The 19,212-nt window shown below is 66.6% G+C and carries 13 protein-coding genes; 1 reads left to right on the top strand and 12 read right to left on the bottom strand.

Annotated features, from left to right (window positions below; genetic code table 11):
* Positions 1-103: 103 nt before the first annotated feature.
* Positions 104-1,408, top strand: coding sequence for a M23 family metallopeptidase (locus AB4850_RS21785; RefSeq protein ID WP_414445056.1), 1,305 nt, complete (start codon positions 104-106; stop codon positions 1,406-1,408).
* A 208-nt stretch (positions 1,409-1,616) separates the two neighbouring features.
* Here the strand turns inward: AB4850_RS21785 and AB4850_RS21780 are convergent, their stop codons facing one another.
* The 12 genes from AB4850_RS21780 to AB4850_RS21725 all read right to left on the bottom strand — a co-directional run bounded on the left by AB4850_RS21780 (position 1,617) and on the right by AB4850_RS21725 (position 19,206).
* Complete coding sequence (locus tag AB4850_RS21780) at positions 1,617-2,924, bottom strand: MFS family transporter (protein ID WP_414445055.1); 1,308 nt, start codon at positions 2,922-2,924, stop codon at positions 1,617-1,619.
* A 276-nt stretch (positions 2,925-3,200) separates the two neighbouring features.
* Positions 3,201-5,021 (bottom strand): DUF4153 domain-containing protein, encoded by a 1,821-nt coding sequence (locus AB4850_RS21775; protein WP_414445054.1) that lies wholly within the window; start codon positions 5,019-5,021, stop codon positions 3,201-3,203.
* 166 nt (positions 5,022-5,187) lie between these two features.
* Complete coding sequence (locus tag AB4850_RS21770; protein ID WP_414445053.1) at positions 5,188-6,867, bottom strand: SpoVR family protein; 1,680 nt, start codon at positions 6,865-6,867, stop codon at positions 5,188-5,190.
* Positions 6,868-6,873: 6 nt separating this feature from the next.
* Positions 6,874-8,139: a YeaH/YhbH family protein gene (locus tag AB4850_RS21765; protein WP_414445052.1), complete on the bottom strand. Its 1,266-nt coding sequence runs from the start codon at positions 8,137-8,139 to the stop codon at positions 6,874-6,876.
* A 114-nt stretch (positions 8,140-8,253) separates the two neighbouring features.
* The gene (locus tag AB4850_RS21760; RefSeq protein WP_414445051.1) at positions 8,254-10,176 is read right to left on the bottom strand and encodes a PrkA family serine protein kinase; all 1,923 of its coding nucleotides are present in this window, start codon (positions 10,174-10,176) and stop codon (positions 8,254-8,256) included.
* 880 nt (positions 10,177-11,056) lie between these two features.
* A complete protein-coding gene (gene rbsK, locus AB4850_RS21755) occupies positions 11,057-11,998 on the bottom strand; it encodes a ribokinase (RefSeq protein WP_414445050.1) in 942 nt (313 codons plus the stop codon).
* Positions 11,995-13,101 (bottom strand): LacI family DNA-binding transcriptional regulator, encoded by a 1,107-nt coding sequence (locus AB4850_RS21750; RefSeq protein WP_414445049.1) that lies wholly within the window; start codon positions 13,099-13,101, stop codon positions 11,995-11,997. The genes rbsK and AB4850_RS21750 overlap by 4 nt, the downstream gene beginning before the upstream one ends.
* 25 nt (positions 13,102-13,126) lie before the next feature.
* A complete protein-coding gene (locus tag AB4850_RS21745; RefSeq protein WP_414445048.1) occupies positions 13,127-14,167 on the bottom strand; it encodes an ABC transporter permease in 1,041 nt (346 codons plus the stop codon).
* Positions 14,164-15,789 (bottom strand): sugar ABC transporter ATP-binding protein, encoded by a 1,626-nt coding sequence (locus AB4850_RS21740; RefSeq protein WP_414445047.1) that lies wholly within the window; start codon positions 15,787-15,789, stop codon positions 14,164-14,166. The genes AB4850_RS21745 and AB4850_RS21740 overlap by 4 nt, the downstream gene beginning before the upstream one ends.
* 9 nt (positions 15,790-15,798) lie before the next feature.
* Complete coding sequence (locus AB4850_RS21735; RefSeq protein WP_414445046.1) at positions 15,799-16,755, bottom strand: sugar ABC transporter substrate-binding protein; 957 nt, start codon at positions 16,753-16,755, stop codon at positions 15,799-15,801.
* A gap of 369 nt (positions 16,756-17,124) precedes the next feature.
* Entirely contained in the window at positions 17,125-18,054 is a 930-nt protein-coding gene (locus tag AB4850_RS21730) for a CysB family HTH-type transcriptional regulator (protein WP_414445045.1), read from the bottom strand.
* 90 nt (positions 18,055-18,144) lie between these two features.
* A complete protein-coding gene (locus AB4850_RS21725; protein ID WP_414445044.1) occupies positions 18,145-19,206 on the bottom strand; it encodes a sulfate/molybdate ABC transporter ATP-binding protein in 1,062 nt (353 codons plus the stop codon).
* Positions 19,207-19,212: the final 6 nt, after the last annotated feature.

The following is a 19,212-nucleotide window of genomic DNA, read 5'->3' as shown; positions in this document are numbered from 1 at the left end:
CGTGCGTCGATTGCCGAAGTGCTGCCCGGCCGCGCCGAGTCGCGCGCCTGTCGCGCAGCCAGCCCTTTCCCACACCCGTTTGCCCCGAACCCGCTTTTTGAGGATGTGGAGCCCGTTGAGCCCGATTTCCGATGTTTCCGCCATTGCCGGCGCGCCGGTTGCGCCCCGGCCGGCCCGCGTGCACGCGTTCGCGCGCCTGATGCCCGCCGCCTGCGCCCTGGGCGCCCTTGCCACCGTCAGCCTGGTCGCCACCCTGCCCGCGATCTCGCAGCCCGTTTCGCCCACCGCCCTGCGCGCGGCCGGCACACCGCAGCACGTGTTCGCGGCCACGCCGTTCCCGAGCGCGCAGCGTTTCGTGACCGACCAGCTCGAAGCGGCCATCGCGGCACGCGGCACGCCGCCCGGCCAGTTCGCCTCGCGCTTCGCATCCGGCTCCACGCTGCTGGGCGACGCCACCGACGCGTTCTCGCTCGACACGCCCGCCCGCGCGTTCGGCGCAGCGCCGCTCGCCACCGGCCTGCGCGTCGGTGCGGTCGAGCACACCTTCTCGCAAACCATGCGCCAGCTCGACATGCCGCCCGAGATCCGCATCCAGGTCGGCGACCTGATCCCCGCGCAGATGCGCACCCACGCCCCGGCGCTGACCGGCGACCGCTACCGGGTCGGCTGGGAGAGCACGCCGCAAGGCCCGCAACTGACGGCGCTCGACGTACGCATCGCCGGCCGCAAGTTCAGCGCGATGTGGCTCCAGCCGTCCGGCGCCGCCCACGGCGCGTTCTACACGTTCGACGGCACGCCGCTCGAAGCGGCGGCCCTGACCATGCCGGTGATCGCCACGCGCATCAGCTCGCCGTTCGGCGTGCGCATCCATCCGATCTCGCACCTGCGGCTGTTTCATACCGGCGTCGATCTGGCCGCGCCGCGCGGCACGCGCGTCAATGCGGCGGCCGACGGCGTGGTGGCGTTCGTCGGCACCGATCCGCATGGCTACGGCCGCTATGTGGTGGTTGATCATCCCGATCGCACCTCGACGCTCTACGCGCACTTGTCGGCCTGGGCGCCGGGCCTGAAGGCCGGCATGCAGGTCGCGCAGGGGCAGCGGCTCGGCGCGGTGGGCATGACCGGCGCGGCCACCGGCCCGCACCTGCATTTCGAGGTGCGCCTGGCCGACGATCAGCCGGTCGATCCGATCGTCGCGCTGGCCGACGCCAGCAACCGGCTCTCGCCGATGCAGCTCGACGCGTTCCGCCGCAACGTCACCGACCTGCGCACGCAGTTCGCCGCGGCAGCGGCCGGCCCGGCCGTGGGCATTGCGATGCTCGGCGGCATGCCGGCCGGCGCCGGCCTCGGCACGCCCGCTCCGGCGCTGCAGATGCTGCCGGCGCCGCACGCCGGTGCGGCCTCGTGACGGTACTGCCATCGCGGCGTACCGACGAAAAAAAGCCCGCCATGAAGGCGGGCGCGAATCCCAGTCAAGGAGGTGTCACACGAACTACGGGTTCAGATTAAGCGGCCCGCCCCGTGTCGACAACCAAGCATTTCCGATAACGTTATCGCCCGCGCACCGCTAAGAACATGGCGCGCGCCGCTTCGATCACCTCGATCGGCCAGCGCGTTCACGGCTCGTTGCGCAGATAGCCTTCCTTGGCCGGCTCGCGCATGAAAAACGACACGATCAACGAGATCGCGCAGAGCGCCGTCACGTACCAGTAGAACGTCGATTCCGTGCCGGCCTGCTTGAACCACAGCGCCACGTACTCGGCCGTGCCGCCGAACACCGCGTTGGCCACCGCATACGACAGCCCCACGCCCATCGCACGCACCTCGGGCGGGAACATCTCCGCCTTGATCAGGCCGCTGATCGACGTGTAGAAGCTGACGATCGCCAGCGCGATCGTGATCAGCACGAACGCCGTCACCGGGCTCGACGTGTCGGCGATCGCATGCATCAGCGGCACCGTGCCGATCACCGACAGCGCGCCGAAGAACAGCATCGAGGTGCGCCGGCCGATCCGGTCCGACAGCGCGCCGAACACCGGCTGCAGCAGCATGTACACCAGCAGCGCGGCCGTCATCACGTTGCTGGCCGTTTTGGCGTGCATGCCGCTCGTGTTGACGAGGTATTTCTGCATGTAGGTGGTGAACGTGTAGAAGATCAGCGAGCCGCCGGCCGTGAAGCCCACCACCGTGAAGAACGCGCGGCTGTGATACTTCAGCACGCCGCGCATGGTGCCCGCGCCGCGCGCCTGACGCGATTCGCTGGTGGAGGTTTCGTCGAGCGACTTGCGCAGCCAGAGCGAGACGAGCGCCGCGCAGGCGCCCACCAGGAACGGAATGCGCCAGCCCCAGGCGCGCAGCTCCTCGGTGCTCAGCAGTTGCTGCAGGATCACGAGCACGAGCAGCGCGCACAGCTGGCCGCCGATCAGCGTCACGTACTGGAACGACGCAAAGAAGCCGCGCCGTCCCTTCAGCGCGACCTCGCTCATGTAGGTCGCGCTGGTGCCGTACTCGCCGCCCACCGACAGCCCCTGGAACAGCCGCGCCACCAGCAGCACGACCGGTGCGAGCGCACCGATCTGATCGTAGGTCGGCACCGCGGCGATCACCAGCGAGCCGCCGCACATCATCAGCACGGAGATCATCATCGCGCTGCGCCGGCCGCGCCGGTCGGCGATGCGGCCGAACAGCCAGCCGCCGATCGGCCGCATCAGGAAGCCGGCCGCGAACACGCCGGCCGTGTTCAGCAACTGCGTGGTGGGATTGCCGCTCGGAAAGAACGCGTGCGCGAAATACAGCGAGCAGAACGAATAGACGTAGAAGTCGAACCACTCGACGAGATTGCCCGAGGACGCGCCGACGATCGCGAGCACACGACGGCGGGTGTCGTGCGGATCGATCGTGGCCTGGGCATGGAGGTCGGTCATGAGAGGGAGTTCCTGTTGTATCGGCTGGGATGCCGGGCGGCGGATCGGCCGTGCCGGCTCTCGGCCCGGGTTGCGCGGGCTGCGTGCGGATGGCGCACCGCGCGGCATTCTATCGAATTGAAAGGTTTAGTGCCTTCGGGACTCGCCCTGATGGCGCGGCGCGGGGGGCGGGTCGTCGAGCGAATGCCGGCCGCCCTTCTTCCGCTTCGATCCGATCGCGGCTTTCGCGTCATGCGGCGGCCGAGCCTCGACGGCCCGCCAGCCGCCATGCACGGCTCAGCGCTTGCAGTGGACAGGCGGGGTATAAGGCGGCTCCATGCCGATGCGCAGGCCGCCCACCTCGAGGTCGTAGGCACGCGGCGCCACGCGTTGATACTGCCCGTGCGCGAGCGCATCGCGCTGCATCGTGCAGCCGGCATCCAGCCGGAACGTCGCCACCGCCTGCCATGCGCCGTCGGCATTCCGGCCGAATGCGGTGCCGAAATCGCTGCCGGCCTGCATCAGCAGCAGATCCGTCGTATGCAGGCCGGTCAGGTCGACCACATACACGTCGCAGGTCTCGCCGGCCAGCGTCAGGCACAACGGCAGCGCCGCGTCCTGCCGGTGCGGCCAGTCGGTATCGAGGAACGAGGCCGGCACCGCCTGCCCCGGCGTGCGCACCACGAGGTGGGCCGCCAGCCCCGCGCGACTGGGCGCAAGCATCGCCCCGTCCGCGCGCGAGCGCTCGATCATGCTCCGGCTTGCCTCGCGAATGCTCGCCGCGCTCGGGCCGTCGGTCGTGGCGCGCAGCGCCAGCAGCGCGCGCTTGCCGTAGTTCGCGGCGTCGTAGCGGAGGAACGCGAAGTCGAACTTGTCCGGCGCGATCCGGCCGCTCAGCAGGCGATTCACCTGGTTGTCGGCCGACAGTCGCGCCGGATCGGCGATCGGCGTGTACAACGCGATCAACACCGCCAGCGACAGCCAGGCCGTCAGCACGTTGGCCGGCGCCATCGCGGTCAGCCATCCGCGCCGGTCGAACGCCGCCCGCGCATAACCGATCGCGTAGCAGGCCGCGACCAGCGTCAGCGCGCCAGCCCGCACGCGCGCGGCGCTCAGGCCGTGCTGGCCGACGCGCAGCGCCAGCGCGTAGCCGGCCGCCGCCACCAGAAGCGGCAGCGTCAGGCTGCCCGCGCGGGCGCTGATTCTCAGCAGCCTCGGCACCGGCTCGCTCGCGGCGCCGTTCTTGAACACCGCGTTGACAAGCACGATTTCGAGCGCGACCACGCCGATCAGCACGCCGGCCGTCGAGCGCGTCTCCCACAGAGGCCGGAAACCGGTCAGCGCCCAACTGAGCAGAAAGCCGGCCACGATCATCACGAGCACCGGCAGCAACCACGACATCAGCGTCAACAGCAGCGTACGCAGCCCGCGCACGATATCGGCGCGCACGTCGGCGACGTGCAGCGCGAGCGCGAACGCCAGCGCATTGACCGGCGCCTCGAACCAGAGCTGCCGCAGCAGCGTGCGCAGGAAATGCAGGTCGAGCAGCATGAACAGCATCGCACCGGCCTGCAATACGAGTTGGAACACGCCGACGAACAGCGCGGCCAGCAGCACTTGCAACGCGAGTCGCCAAGCCAGCGAGAAATACGCGTCGTAGGGCGCCAGCCAGGTGCGCGATCGTTCGCCCGCCGCGATCAACGTATGGGCGACAAACACGAACACCGCGCACACGACGCCGATCTCGAACGTCGGCATCCGCGTGGGCGGAACATCGGCCAGCGCGGGATCGAACCCGACCGGCCAGAGCATGCGCGCTGCATCGTGATAACCCAGGATCGCCACCAGCAGCGCCAGCCACGCGGCCCAGAGCACTTGCCGCGACACGCGCAACTCGCCAAGCCCTATCACGCCGAGCGGCGGGATCAACAACGCGACGAGCAGCAACGGTCGCAGCACGAGCAACTGCGGCGCATTGCCCGGCAAATCGCGCATCGCGCAGAGCACGCCATAAAGCGCGACGCCTTGAATCAGCCCGATCGCAATGCGCCAGGCAAGGCGCCACCGTGAAGCCGGCGCGAGCTCGGGCCCCGGCGTATCCGTCAATCCTTCGATCATGGGAAAAATGCAGTGGGTCGTGGAAACGGCCGGGCGAAGCCGGCCGTCGCGCATTGTTCAGACGAAATGCGTTTTACCAGAAAGCTTTCACCGGCGCAAAAACAGCGCGGCCGGCAACGCTCGATGCATTGCCGGCCGCGCATGCCCCTTCGTGGACCCTGGCGCCTCAAACCCGCCCGTCAGGCGGCTTGGCCCGGCACTCGTAGCGCTTGCGCACGGTGCCGGACTCGTCGACGCTTTCCAGATACACGTCGAACTGCCAGAGCCGCGCCATGTGCTTGAGCACCTCTTCGCTGTCGTTCGACAGGTGACGGTTGTCGGTCATGAAATGGCGCAGCGTGAGGCTGCGGTCGCCGCGCGTGTTGACGGCCCACACCTGGATATTCGGCTCGCGATGATGAATGTCGTACTGCCTCGACAACGCCTGCCGCACGTACTGATAGCCGCTGTCGTCATGAATGGCCGACACTTCGAGCGAATCGCGCATGTCGTCGTCGAGCACCGAGAACAGGCGCATCTCGCGAATCAGGTGCGGCGACAGATACTGCGCGATGAAGCTCTCGTCCTTGAAGTTGCGCATCGCATAGTGCAGCGCGGGCAGCCACGGCGTGCCGGCCAGTTGCGGGAACCAGCGGCGATCCTCGTCGGTCGGGTTCTCGCAGATCCGCCGGATGTCGCTCATCATCGAAAAGCCGAGCGCATACGGGTTGATGCCGCTGTAGTACTGCTTCGTGACGGGCGGCTGGTAGATCACGTTGCTGTGCGAATGGAGGAACTCCATCATGAAGCCGTCGGTCAGCTTGCCCTGCTGATACATCGTGTTCAGCAGCGTGTAATGCCAGAACGTGGCCCAGCCTTCGTTCATCACCTGCGTCTGCCGCTGCGGATAGAAGTACTGACCGACCTTGCGGACGATCCGGATCACCTCGCGCTCCCACGGCTCCAGCAGCGGCGCATTCTTCTCGGCGAAATACAGCAGGTTTTCCTGCGGCTCGGACGGATAGCGGCCCTCGACCTCCTCGCCGGCGGCCTCGGGCTTGCGGCCCGGCAGCGTGCGCCACAACTCGTTGACCTGCGACTGCAGATACGCCTCGCGCTCGCGCCGCAACGCGGCTTCCTTCGACAGCGACGGTTTCTGCGGGCGCTTGTAGCGATCCACGCCGTAGTTCATCAGCGCGTGGCACGAATCGAGCAACTCCTCGACGCGATCGATGCCATGCCGCTCCTCGCATTCGGCCACGTAGTTCTTCGCATAGACGAGGTAATCGACGATCGCATGCGCATCGGTCCACAAGCGGAACAGGTAGTTGCCCTTGAAGAACGAGTTGTGCCCGTACGCGGCGTGCGCGATCACGAGCGCCTGCATGGTCAGCGTGTTCTCCTCCATCAGGTACGCGATGCAGGGGTTCGAATTGATGACGATCTCGTAGGCGAGGCCCATCTGCCCGCGCCGGTAGCTCTTCTCGGTCGACAGGAAATGCTTGCCGAACGACCAGTGACGGTAATTGACGGGCATCCCGACCGACGCGTAGGCGTCCATCATCTGCTCGGCGCTGATCAGCTCGAGCTGGATCGGGTAGATGTCGAGTTCGTACTGCTCCGCCACCTGCGCGATGTGCTGGTCGTACTCCTCGATCAACTCGAAGGTCCAGTCCGACGGACAGGGCAGCGGCGTGCGATCGGCGGCATTCATGCGCGCCTCCTTGTGCCCGTTCTCGGGCGCAGCGAGATGTGGCGACGCGGCAGCGGGCTGCGCTCGCGCGTCGGCCGGGTTCGCGAGGGCGTCGCCGCCCTCGCCGCGCGTTGAATAGCCGCGCGTGTCGTTGTCCGGTTCGCGTGTCGTCATAAGGCGTCAGGTTTCCACATGCTTTTCGAACAGTTCGCGGAACACCGGGTAGATGTCCGCGGCCAACTCGACCTTCTTCATCGCCATGTGCGGCTGCGACAGCGCGAGCTGCGCATATTCGAGCCAGAGGTTCTGCTCCTCGGGCGCGACCTGGATGTAGGCGAAATAGCGCGCCTTGGTCAGAATGTCGGCCTCCAGGATCTTGCGGCACTTCGGCGAATCGTCGGTCCAGTTGTCGCCGTCGGACGCCTGCGCGCCGTAGATATTCCACTCGGTCGGCGAATAGCGCTCGTCCATCACCTTGCGCATCAGCTCCAGCGCGCTCGACACCACCGTGCCGCCGCTTTCGGTCGAATGAAAGAAGGTGTCCTCATCGACTTCCTCGGCGCGCGTGTGATGGCGGATGAACACTACCTCGATGCGCTCGTAGTTCCGCTTCAGGAACAGGTACAGCAGGATGAAGAAGCGCTTCGAGAGATCCTTGCGCTGCTCGTCCATCGAACCGGACACGTCCATCAGGCAGAACATCACGGCCTGGCTCGACGGCTGCGGCTGCTTCACGCGGTTCACGTAGCGCAGATCGAACGGATCGATGAACGGAATGCGCCAGATGCGCCCGCGCAGATGGTGGATCTGCTCTTCCAGCGCGGCGATCTCGACGCGCCGGTCGGCCGGATCGTCCTTCATCGTCTCGAGCTCGGCTTCCAGGTCGCGCAACTCGCGCGCCAGCGGCGAACCGAGCGCGATGCGCCGCCCGAGCGCGCTGCGCAGCGAGCGCACCACGTCGATATTGTTCGGCGTGCCTTCCGCCGCCCAACCGGCGCGCGCGCTCTTCCAGCTCGGCACGGTCAGCAGGTGGGTCTTGACCAGGCGCGGCAGTTCGAGATCGTCGAAGAAATACTGCATGAACTCGTCGCGACTCAGCTCGAATACGAAGTCGTCCTGACCGTCTCCCTCGTTGCTGGCCTGGCTGCCGCCACCGCCCGCGCCGCCGGACGGGCGTGCGATCTTGTCGCCGCGAATGTAATCCGCGTTGCCCGGATGGACCATCTCGCGACGGCCGCCGGGCGCGTGACGAAACGCCGGCTCCGCGATGTCCTTGCGCGGAATCGTGATGCTCTTGGTGGTGTTGATGTCCTTGATGCTACGGTCGCGCACGGCGTCGGACACCGCGCGGCGAATGTAGTTCTTGACGCGACGCAGAAAGCGTTCGCGGTTAGCAATGCTCTTGTTCTTGCCGGCAAGCCTGCGGTCGATGATTTGATGAAGCACTCCCGGTCTCCCGCTCGAAAGTCGATACGCCGGGACGTGCCGCACGATCCGCCGTGCGGCGCGCCACTCAGGGTGCCCGCGCGGCGCGGCCGCGCGGGCGATGCAGCATGCGGATCATGAGGACTTGCGCACGCGCAGATACCAGTCGCACAGGAGCCGCACCTGCTTCGGCGTGTAGCCCTTGGCGACCATCCGGTTCACGAAGTCCTCGTGCTTGCGTTGCTCCTCCGCCGAACCCTTGGCATTGAACGAGATCACCGGCAGCAGTTCCTCGGTGTTCGAGAACATCTTCTTCTCGATCACCACGCGCAGCTTTTCGTAGCTGACCCACGCCGGGTTCTTGCCGCCGTTGGCCGCGCGTGCACGCAACACGAAGTTGACGATCTCGTTGCGGTAATCCTTCGGATTACTGATGCCGGCCGGTTTCTCGATCTTCTCCAGCTCGGCGTTCAGCGCCGCGCGGTCGAAGCTCTCGCCGGTGTCGTGATCGCGGAACTCCTGATCCTGAATCCAGAAATCCGCGTACGTGACATAGCGATCGAAGATGTTCTGGCCATACTCCGAATACGATTCGAGGTAGGCCGTCTGGATCTCCTTGCCGATGAATTCCGCATAACGCGAGGCCAGCAGGTCCTTCACGAACGACAGGTATTTCTGCTCGGTTTCGGGCGGGAACTGCTCGCGTTCGATCTGCTGTTCGAGCACGTACATCAGGTGCACCGGGTTGGCCGCCACTTCCGAGGTGTCGAAGTTGAACACGCGCGACATGATCTTGAACGCGAAGCGCGTGGACACCCCCGTCATGCCTTCGTCGACGCCTGCGTAGTCGCGATACTCCTGATACGACTTCGCCTTAGGATCGGTGTCCTTCAGGTTCTCGCCGTCGTACACCTGCATCTTCGAGAACAGGCTGGAATTCTCCGGTTCGTGCAGGCGCGTGAGCGCCGCGAACTGCGCCATCATCTTCAGCGTGCCGGGCGCGCACACCGCTTCGGCCAGCGACGAATTGCGGATCAGCTTCTCGTAGATGCGGATTTCCTCCGACACGCGCAGGCAATACGGCACTTTCACGACGAAGATCCGATCGAGCAAGGCTTCGTTGTTCTTGTTGTTGCGGAAGGCCTTCCACTCCGATTCGTTCGAGTGCGCGAGGATCACGCCATCGAACGGAATCGCGCCGAAACCTTCGGTGCCCTTGAAGTTGCCTTCCTGGGTGGCCGTCAACAACGGGTGGAGCACCTTGATCGGCGCCTTGAACATTTCGACGAATTCGAGCAGGCCCTGGTTGGCGAGACACAAACCGCCCGAGTAGCTGTAGGCGTCGGCATCGTCCTGCGCGAACTGTTCGAGCTTGCGGATATCGACCTTGCCGACCAGCGATGAGATGTCCTGATTGTTCTCGTCGCCCGGTTCCGTCTTCGCGATACCGATCTGGCGCAGCACCGACGGGAAGCGTCGCACCACGCGGAACTGGCGGATATCGCCGTTGTACTCGTGCAGGCGCTTGACGGCCCACGGGCTCAGGATGCCCTTCAGGTAACGGCGTGGAATGCCGTATTGCTCTTCGAGAATGGGGCCGTCTTCGTCGTAGTCGAACAGCCCGAGCGGCGATTCGTTGACGGGCGAACCCTTGATCGAATAGAACGACACGCGTTCCATCAACTGCTTCAGACGCTCGGCGATCGACGACTTGCCGCCGCCCACCGGCCCGAGCAGATAGAGGATCTGCTTCTTCTCCTCGAGGCCTTGCGCGGAGTGACGGAAGTACGCCACCACCTGCTCGATCACCTCTTCCATTCCGTAGAACTCACGAAATGCCGGATAGACCTTGATGACCTTGTTGGCAAAGATCCGCGACAGGCGTGGATCGTTTCGTGTATCGACTTGCTCCGGTTCCCCGATGGCCGCCAACATGCGTTCGCCTGCCGTGGCGTACGCCGTAGGATCGTTCTTGCAGAGTGCGAGATACTCCTCGAGCGAGAGCTCTTCCTCCCGGGTTTTCTCGAAGCGGTTCGCGAAGCTGCTGTAAATATCCATGCTACCTCCTCGCCTGTGTCTGAAGACGATCTTGCCTTCGCAAGAGCCACGTCGAAGCAGGACCGTTCAATTTCATCCTAAACCCATTTACTTATTTTTTCACGAACAAACTTCAGTCGGAACGTTGTTGCCGGGCACTCAGAAAAACCCCGCTTGGACTGCGTATTTTTGCTGCCATACAATGTCCTCCCCGAACTTCGCAACGCGACGCACGCGCCCTCTCCTGTTGCGTCGAATCGTCTCTTGCACCGGACGCGCGCCCTCCTCTTTCCTCTACGGATGAAGCCATGCAACGGATGACGCGGCGGCCGCATTCGTTACAATTTTTTGCGATCGTGCCCGTCGTTTCGAGGCTTCGTCGGCTTGCTGCAGGATAAGTTCAATGCAAGCGCTCGGTGCGACCAAATAAAGAGTATTCGCGGCACGTCGATGCGTGTCATGAAAACGCATGCCGGCTCGCACCACATACATCGCACATCGAAACAAATTCCTCCCTCAGGCTGTATCACGGCACGTTGCAAAAAGCATGCATCCACGTAAACACCGGTACGTGAATGTGAACGACTGTGTCGCGATCGAACGATCGTGTTGCACGGGCTCGCATGTTTGAAAACGGTGAAGGCGAACGCGCTGCCGTCACGCGATTCGGATGCGTGTGCGATGCGATTGGATGGGCACCGCGAACGATGCGAGACAAACCGGGAAGATTGTCGACGGCAGCCGGCGCAGGCATGCACCGCGAACGCGCATCGTTGAAAGATTGATACGGCGTCCTCGCTGCCGGGTGCGGCGGACGATCTGCCCCGAAAAAATCGACGCATGAAAAAATCCGGCGCGAGGCCGGATTCGGATCAGCGCTTGCGACCTGCCGCGCAGGCAATCAGCCCGTGCCGACCTCGCTCAGACGCGGAATCGAGGGCTGCGCGCCCGAGCGCGTGACGGAAATCGATGCGGCCCGCTGCGCGAAGCGGATTGCCGCATCGGGCGCTTCGCCGGCGGCCAGCCGCGCGGCCAGCCCGCCGATGAAGGTATCGCCGGCGGCGGTCGTATCGACCGCGCCGACCTTCGGCGCCGGATAGTGCTGCGACGCGCCGCCTGCCAACAACGCAACCACGCCCTGCGCACCCAGCGTGACGATCACGTTGCGCGCGCCGCCCGCCATCAGGCTGCGGGCCGCCGCCTCGGCGTCGGCGGGCGTGGCGATCGTCATGCCCGTCAGCGCGGCGGCCTCGACTTCGTTGGGGATCAGCCAATCGACCAGCGGCAGCCAGCCGTCGGGCAGCGGGCCGAGTACCGGGGCGGGATTGAGCACCACGGCGCAGCCGTGACGCCGCCCGGCCTCCAGCGCGGCCCGCACGGCCGGCAGCGGCGTTTCGAGCTGGCAGACCAGCACGTCGGCCGCCGCAAACCGGGTGTCGTGGTCGGCCACCGTCTGCACGCCCACCTCGCCGTTACTGCCGGCCACGATCACGATCGCGTTCTGGCTCGCGTCGTCCACCACGATCAGCGCCACGCCGCTCGGCACGCCCGGGCTCACGCCGATCGCACTGTAGTCGATGCCCTCGGCCTCCAGGCCGGCCCGCAAGGCCGCGCCGTTGGCGTCGTCGCCGAGCTGGCCGATCATCGCCACCTGCGCGCCGAGCCGCGCCGCGGCCACCGCCTGATTGCCGCCCTTGCCGCCGGCCGCCTGGGCATAGCCATGGCCCGTCAGCGTCTCGCCGGGCTTGGGCAGGCGCGGGGCGCGCACCACCAGATCCATGTTGAGGCTGCCTACCACGAGCACCTTGCCGCCTGCCCGGCCGCCCGACGGCGTGCCGCTCATGCGCGATCGCCCTCGGCGGCGCCCGACGCCGCGTCCGAACCCGCAGAATCGGCCGAATCGTCCGGATTGACCGCGTGGCCCACCGCAGCCGTGGGCACGCCGCGATACGGCGCGGTGGATTCGCGCAGCACCAGCCGCGGCGACACCACGCGCCGGCGCTTGGTCGGCGCGGCCGCGCCAGCGGCAATCCGCTCGATCAGCGTTTGCGCGGCGATCTCGCCGAGCGCGCGCACCGACTGGCCGACCGTGGACAGCGCCGGGTACGTATAGCTCGACATCTCGATGTCGTCGAAGCCGATGATCGAGCAGTCGGCCGGCACGCGCAGCCCGCGTTCGGCGGCCGCGCGCAGCGCGCCGATGCCCATCTGGTCGTTGCCGGCGAAAATCGCGGTGGGCTTGATCGTGCCGAACAACTGACCCGCCGCGCGATAGCCGCCCAGGCACGAGAAATCGCCTTCTGCGATCGCACCGGGCACGATCTCGATGCCGCGCTCGGCCATCGCCCGGATGAAGCCGTGCACGCGCATCGCGCTGACGGCCGTATCGACCGGGCCGGTGATGCAACCGATGCGCGAATGGCCGAGTTCGAGCAGATGCCGCGTGGCCAGGTAAGCGCCGCGCTCGTGGTCGATCTGCACCAGATCGGCCGACAGGCCTTCGATGTTGCGGTCGACCACCACCAGCGGCTCGCGCGAATCGGCCAGCGTTTGGGCCAGCACGGCGTCCTCGCCGGCCGATGCGATGATCAGGCCGTCGATGCGTTTTTCCTGAAGTACGCGCAGATAATTGCGCTGTTTGACGGGATCGTCGTCGGAATTGCAGAAAAATACGCAGTAACCGCGCGCCACGCATTGATCTTCAATGCCGCGCGCCAGCTCGGCGAAATACGGGTTGGTGCTGTTCGGCACCACGAGGCCGATCGTGGCCGTCGAGCGCGCCTTCAGGGATCGTGCGACCGCCGACGGGACGTAGTTGAGCTGGACGATGGCCCGCTCCACCTTCGCTCGCACATCGGCCGACACGGGCCGCGAGTTGTTCACCACGTGCGATACGGTGGTAAACGACACGCCGGCTATGGCCGCCACATCCTTGATCGTCGCCATTCTTGAAGCCCTCTGGTCTGTCTTTTTAAGTACGCGACCGGCGACTGCGATACGTGTCGAGCACAACGGCTACGACGATCACGGCCCCGGTGATGATGCGCTTGGTCGGTTCGTTCGCGCCGATCTGTGCCAGCCCCGCCGCGAGCACCGATATGATCAACACGCCAAAAAACGTGCTGATGACGGAACCGCGCCCGCCCATCAGGCTCGTGCCGCCGATCACCACGGCCGCAATCACCTGAAGTTCGAGCCCGACGCCGGCATTCGGGTCGGCCGCTTCGAGACGCGAGATCTGGAACAGCGCGGCAAGCCCCGCCAACGCCCCCATCAACGCAAACACGATGATTTTATACGGACGTGGGTTCACTCCTGCAAGCCTTACTGCTTCTTCGTTGGTACCGATCCCCACGAGATAGCGTCCGAACACCGTCCGGGTGAGCACGAATTGGGCCACGATCATGACCACCACCGCGATCACGAAGGCCGGCGAGATGCCGAACGCGAGCGGGTTCGAGAGGAAATCGAAGGCGTCGCCGATATAGGCGGTGCGCGAATTCGTGAGCTGGTACGCCACGCCGCGCGCCGCCTCCAGCACGCCGAGCGAGACGATGAACGACGGAATCCGCCAGCCCACCGTCACCGCGCCGGTCAGCATGCCGGTGAAGGCCGCCGCGACCATCCCGAGCAACGCCGACGGCAGCGGCCCCCAATGCCACTTCAGCGCGGCCAGGCTAACGAACGAGGCCGCCAGCGCCAGCACCGAGCCGACCGACAGGTCGATCCCGGCGATGATCAGTACGAACGTCATGCCGACCGACATCACCACCAGGTCGGGAATCTGGTTGGCGATCGTGCTGAACGTGTCGTAGGTCAGGAAGTGCGAACTCAGCGTCGAGAACAGCGCGATCATGGCCAGCAGCGCGCCGGCCAAGCCGAGATAGTTGGACAGCCCGAGACGGGTGCCGGACAGGCGTCGCGCGGCCGGCGCCACCGCGTCGGGCGCGGCGCTGTCGGACGGTGCGGCAGGCTTGGCCGCCTCGCGGCCAGGGACGATCGGTTCGTTCATGAATGAATTCCTGGGGTCGAATCAGCAGCGCTGCCCGGCGCGACGGCCGGCAACGGGGCCGGCGTGGCATCGCGGCGCGAGAAGCCGGCGAAAGCGGCGGCGAGCAAGGCGTCCTGGCTCCAGGCGCCGCGCTCGAACACGGCCGTCATGCGGCCCGCCGACATCACGCCGATCCGGTCGCAGATCAGCATCAGCTCGCGCAGGTCGCTCGACACGACCACCAGCGCGCGGCCCTCGCGCGCCAGCGCGCCCATCAATGCGTAAATATCGAATTTGGCGCCGACGTCGATGCCGCGCGTCGGCTCGTCGAACAGCAGCACCGCCATGTCGTGGGCGAGCCAGCGGCCGATCACGACCTTCTGCTGGTTGCCGCCCGACAGTTCGCCCACGGCCTGCGCCGGGCCGCGCGTGCGAATCCGCATCGCGTCGATCTGGCGCTGCGCGAGCGCGTGTTCGCGCGCGGTATCGACCACCCCGCCGCGCGCGAGGCGCCCGAGCTGGCCGAGCGACACATTGGCCGCGATCGGCTGCGACAGCAGCAGCCCCTCGCCCTTGCGATCCTCGGTGATCAGCGCGATGCCGTGGCGCACCGCGTCCGACGGCGAGGCGATCCGCACCGGCTGCAGGCCCTGGCCCGCCGTATCGAGCGACACGGTGCCGGCCTCGGCGCGGTCCGCGCCATAAATCAGCCGCAGCAGCTCGGTGCGCCCCGCCCCGATCAGGCCGGAGATGCCGAAAATCTCGCCGGCGCGCACCTCGAACGACACGTCGCGCACCGCGTTGCCGCGCGCGAGCCCTTGAACGGCCAGGCGCGGCGCACCGATCCGGCGCTCGCCGAGATCGATGTGCTCGCCCACCTCGCGCCCGGCCATCAGCGCGACGAGCCGCGCGCTCGATACCTCGCCCATCGGCCCGGCATGCACCAGCCGGCCGTCGCGCAGCACCGCCACGCGCTCGGCCACGCGCGCCAGTTCCTCCAGCCGATGCGAGATATAGACGAGCGCCACGCCCTGCGCCTTGAGCCGGTCGATCTGCGCGAACAGCAGTTCGACCTCGCGCGCCGTCAGCATGGCGGTGGGTTCGTCGAGGATCAGCACGCGGCAGTCGCCGATCAGGTTGCGCGCGATCTCGACCATCTGCTGATGGCCGATGCCGAGCGCGCCGACCGGCGTGTCGGGATCGATCGCATCGAGCCCGACGCGCGCCATCGCCTCGTGCGCATCGGCCCGCAGCCGGCGCCGGTCGATCACGCCGAAGCGGCGCGGCAGGCGGTTCAGGAACAGGTTTTCGGCAACAGTCAGCGTGGGCAGCAGGTTCAGCTCCTGCATCACCATCCGCACCCCGGCCGCCTCCGCCTCGGACCGGCTGGCCGGCGCGAACGCCTCGCCCGCCAGCCTCAACGTGCCAGCCGTCGGCACCACCAGCCCGCCGACGATCTTCGACAGCGTGCTCTTGCCCGCGCCGTTCTCGCCCGTCAGCGCCAGCGCCTCGCCGGCGTTCAGGGCCAGCGAGACGTCGGCCAGCACCGGCTCCGCGTAGGTCTTGCCGACGCCCGACACCTCGAGCACCGGCCCGCCCCGCGCGGGCGCGGGCGCGGGCGCGGCAGAGGGAATCGTCGCCATGCGCGGCCCTTACTTCTTGACGATCAGGTCGACCGGGGTTTCGACCACGCCCGACAGGTCGGACTGCTTCTTGTGCTCGGCGATCGCCTTCAGCGCGGTATCGATGCCGAACACGGCCTGCTTGGCGGCGTACTGATCGGCCGTGGCCAGCACCCGGCCGTCCTGCAGCATCGGCTTGATCGCGTTGATGTTGTCGTAGCCGACCACCATCACCTTGCCCGCCTTGCCGGCCGCGCGCACGGCCGATACGGCTCCGATCGCCATGCTGTCGTTGCCGCACAGCAGCGCCTTCAGGTTCGGATATTCGTTGAGCATGGCCGAGGCCACCGCGTTGCCCTTGTCGATTTCCCATTCGCCCGACTGCACCGACACCACCTTCGCGCCCACCGCCTTCATCGCGTCCTGGAAGCCGGCCGTGCGCTGCTGCGCGTTGGTGGTGGTCGACACGCCTTCGAGAATGCCCACCTCGTCGCCGGCCTTCAGGTGCTTGGCCAGGTAGTCGCCGATCTTGCGCGCGCCCTTGCGGTTGTCGGGGCCGACGAACGGCACGTTGAGGTTCTTCGACTTCAGCACGTCCGGATCGAGCCGGTTGTCGATGTTGATGACGATGATGCCGGCATCCACCGCCTTCTTGACGACCGGCACCAGCGCCTTCGAATCGGCCGGCGCCAGCACGATCGCGTCGACCTTCGAGACGATCATCTGCTCGACGATGCGGATCTGGTTCGCGGTGTCGGTTTCGTCCTTGATGCCGTTGGTGACCAGGTCGAACAGCGCCGGGTTGTGCTGCTGGTAATCCTTCGCGCCGGTTTCCATGGTCAGGAAGAACTCGTTGGCGAGCGACTTCATGACGAGCGCGACCTTCGGCTTGTGGGCCGACTGCGCATAGGCGCCGAGCGGCGCGACGGCAACTGCGGCGCCGGCAAGCGCGGCGACCAGGACACGGCGGCGAATCTGGAAATCCATGCGTACTCTCCTCACAGGTCTGGGCCCGGCGCCCAAGGTGTGGTTTTCATGTTGAGCAAACGTTTGCCGATTCGATTCGGACAGCGATCGAAAACGGGTCGTGCGGCGACGGGAACGAAGACATTCGCACCGCCCGGCCTTTCGATTTCATGACCGGAAACATGCGGCGCGCGCCTCCCGTTCCGTTTTTGTTGGTTCCGGGAAGCGCCTATGCTGGACGTTCGCCGAACGTCGCGCAACAAGGTTTTGCCCTGATTCCGGGAAGCGCGCGAATCGTATGCCGCGCCGCAAAAAGCAAACCGCCGCGCAGTTCTCGCGACTGCGCGGCGGTTCGGGCGATGCACGCGCCAGGCAAGCCGGCGCGCGCGATCAGACGGCGGTTTCCTTCAGTTGCGCGGCGACCTCGGCCTCGGTCAGGTGCGGCGCGAACATTTCCAGCAGCTTGTAGGCATACGAGCGCAGGAACGCGCCCTTGCGCAGGCCCACGCGCGTGGTGCTGGCCTCGAACAGGTGCTCGGTATCGAGCGCGACGAGGTTGATGTCGCGCTCCGCGTCGTAGGCCATCGCCGCCACCACGCCGATGCCCATGCCCAGTTCCACGTAGGTCTTGATGACGTCCGCATCGATCGCGGTCAACACCACGTCGGGCACCGCACCGACCTTCGTGAACGCCTGGTCGATATGCGAGCGGCCCGTGAAATCCTGATCGTAGGTGATGATCGGATATTCGGCGATCTCCTCGAGCGTGAGGTTCTCGCGGCCCACCAGCGGGTGATCCTTCGGCACCACCACGATGTGGTGCCACGAATAGCACGGGAACGTCACGATGTCCGGATAGCGGTCGAGCGCCTCGGTCGAGATGCCGATGTCGGCCTCGCCGCTCAGGATCATCTGCGCGATCTGCTGCGGGCTGCCCTGGCGCAGCGCCAGATGCACCTTCGGGAACACGTCGGTGAACTGGCGGATCACCTTCGGCAGCGCGTAGCGCGCCTGCGTGTGGGTGGTCGCCACCACCAGGTGGCCGCTGTCCTGGTCGGCATACTGGCGCGCCACGCGGCGCAGGTTCTCGGCGTCGAGCAGCATGCGCTCGATCAGCTGATGCACGGCCTTGCCCGGCTCGGTGAGGCCGGTCAGGCGCTTGCCGCGGCGGATGAAGATATCCACGCCGAGTTCGTCCTCGAGATCCTTGATCTGCTTGGAGACGCCCGATTGCGACGTGTACAACACGTTCGCCACCTCGGTCAGGTTCATGTTCTGGCGTACCGCTTCCCGAACGAAGCGCAATTGCTGGAAATTCATGGGTCAGCCTCTCATGGGCGTTGTCGTTATCGATGAAAAACCAAACGGCGGCCCGAGCGCGGCCGCCTTGCCGCTATGGTTGCTGTCGGCTCAACGAGCCGGGAACACACGTGCGTGGCGCGGCACCGCCAGCGCACCGTCGCCGACGCCGAGCGCCAGCGCGCGCCAGGTGTCGCGATCGAGTTCGGCTTCGAGCACCGAGCCGCCCGAGCGCGGCTCGAGCTCGATGCGCACCGCGCCGCCGAGCGGCACGACGCGCCGCACGTCCACGGCGATGCCGTCCGAGCGCGCATCGGCGCCGCCGACGATCTGCAGGTCGTGCGGACGCACGTAGGCGTGCGCGCGGCCCGCGAAATCGGCATCCACCGCGATCGGGCCGGCCGCGCCGTCGGCCACGAAGCCGTCGCCGTGCACCGTGCCGTCGAGCTTGTTGGCCGCGCCGAGGAATTCGTACACGAACGCGCTTTGCGGATGATCGTAGACATCCTGCGGGCTGCCGACCTGTTCGACGTGGCCGCGATTCAGCACCACGATCCGGTCGGCCACTTCGAGCGCCTCTTCCTGATCGTGCGTGACGAAGATGGTCGAGATGTGCAGATCGTCGTGCAGGCGGCGCAGCCAGCTGCGCAGCTCCTTGCGGACCTTCGCGTCGAGCGCGCCGAACGGCTCGTCGAGCAGCAGCACCTTCGGCTCCACGGCCAGCGCGCGGGCCAGCGCGATGCGCTGGCGCTGGCCGCCCGACAGCTCGGACGGGTAGCGCGGCGCGAGCCAGTCGAGCTGCACGAGCTTGAGCAGTTCATGCACCTTCTCGCGGATCACGGCCTCCGACGGGCGCTCGTTGCGCGGCTTCACGCGCAGGCCGAACGCCACGTTCTCGAACACCGTCATGTGGCGGAACAGCGCGTAATGCTGGAACACGAAGCCGACCTGGCGCTCGCGCGCGCCGACATCGGCCACGTCCTGGCCTTGCAGCACGACCTGGCCGGCGTCCGCGTGCTCGAGGCCCGCGATCACGCGCAGCAGCGTGGTCTTGCCGCAGCCGGACGGCCCGAGCAGCGCCACCAGTTCGCCGGGCGGGAAATCGAGCGAGACGTCGTCGAGCGCCGTGAAGTCGCCGAATTGCTTGTGCAGATTGCGTACGGTGATACCCATTTCGTG

Origin of the sequence: Burkholderia sp. 22PA0106 (assembly GCF_047497155.1) — a bacterium.
Classification (GTDB): domain Bacteria; phylum Pseudomonadota; class Gammaproteobacteria; order Burkholderiales; family Burkholderiaceae; genus Burkholderia.
The sequence above is the reverse complement of the archived record's forward strand: the minus strand, read 5'-3'. Positions and strand labels throughout refer to the sequence as shown.